This window comes from Streptomyces sp. NPDC047000 (assembly GCF_040644295.1).
Taxonomy (GTDB): Bacteria; Actinomycetota; Actinomycetes; order Streptomycetales; family Streptomycetaceae; genus Streptomyces.
Genome location: NZ_JBEYWE010000084.1, coordinates 1 through 1,286, shown reverse-complemented (window position 1 = coordinate 1,286; position 1,286 = coordinate 1). Strand labels below are relative to the sequence as shown.

The following is a 1,286-nucleotide window of genomic DNA, read 5'->3' as shown; positions in this document are numbered from 1 at the left end:
CGTCAGTCCGTATACATCGCCTTACGGCTTCGCACGGACCTGTGTTTTTAGTAAACAGTCGCTTCTCGCTGGTCTCTGCGGCCACCCCCAGCTCACCGTGTAAAACGGATCACCGGACGTGGCCCCCCTTCTCCCGAAGTTACGGGGGCATTTTGCCGAGTTCCTTAACCATAGTTCACCCGAACGCCTCGGTATTCTCTACCAGACCACCTGAGTCGGTTTAGGGTACGGGCCGCCGTGCAACTCGCTAGAGGCTTTTCTCGACAGCATAGGATCATCCACTTCGCCACAATCGGCTCGGCATCAGGTCTCAGCCACAAGGTGTGCGGATTTGCCTGCACACCGGCCTACACCCTTACCCCGGGACAACCACCGCCCGGGATGGACTACCTTCCTGCGTCACCCCATCACTCACCTACTAACCGCTTGGGCCGGCGGCTCCACCACTCCCCTCAACTCCGAAGAGATCAGGGCGGCTTCACGGCCTTAGCATCACGATGCTCGATGTCTGTCGCTCCACAGCGGGTACCGGAATATCAACCGGTTATCCATCGACTACGCCTGTCGGCCTCGCCTTAGGTCCCGACTTACCCTGGGCAGATCAGCTTGACCCAGGAACCCTTGGTCAATCGGCGCACACGTTTCCCACGTGTGAATCGCTACTCATGCCTGCATTCTCACTCGTCAACCGTCCACAACTCGCTTACGCGGCTGCTTCACCCGGCAGACGACGCTCCCCTACCCATCACAGCGGGCGTTGGCCCTATAGCTGCAATGACACGACTTCGGCGGTACGCTTGAGCCCCGCTACATTGTCGGCGCGGAATCACTAGACCAGTGAGCTATTACGCACTCTTTCAAGGGTGGCTGCTTCTAAGCCAACCTCCTGGTTGTCTGTGCGACTCCACATCCTTTCCCACTTAGCGTACGCTTAGGGGCCTTAGTCGATGCTCTGGGCTGTTTCCCTCTCGACCATGGAGCTTATCCCCCACAGTCTCACTGCCGCGCTCTCACTTACCGGCATTCGGAGTTTGGCTAAGGTCAGTAACCCGGTAGGGCCCATCGCCTATCCAGTGCTCTACCTCCGGCAAGAAACACACGACGCTGCACCTAAATGCATTTCGGGGAGAACCAGCTATCACGGAGTTTGATTGGCCTTTCACCCCTAACCACAGGTCATCCCCCAGGTTTTCAACCCTGGTGGGTTCGGTCCTCCACGAAGTCTTACCTCCGCTTCAACCTGCCCATGGCTAGATCACTCCGCTTCGGGTCTTGAGCATGCTACT

At 57.9% G+C, this 1,286-nt stretch carries 1 rRNA gene; it reads right to left on the bottom strand.

Features of this window, described 5'->3' with window-relative positions:
- Window positions 1-1,286, bottom strand: a 23S ribosomal RNA gene (locus ABZ862_RS38485); the annotation flags it as partial.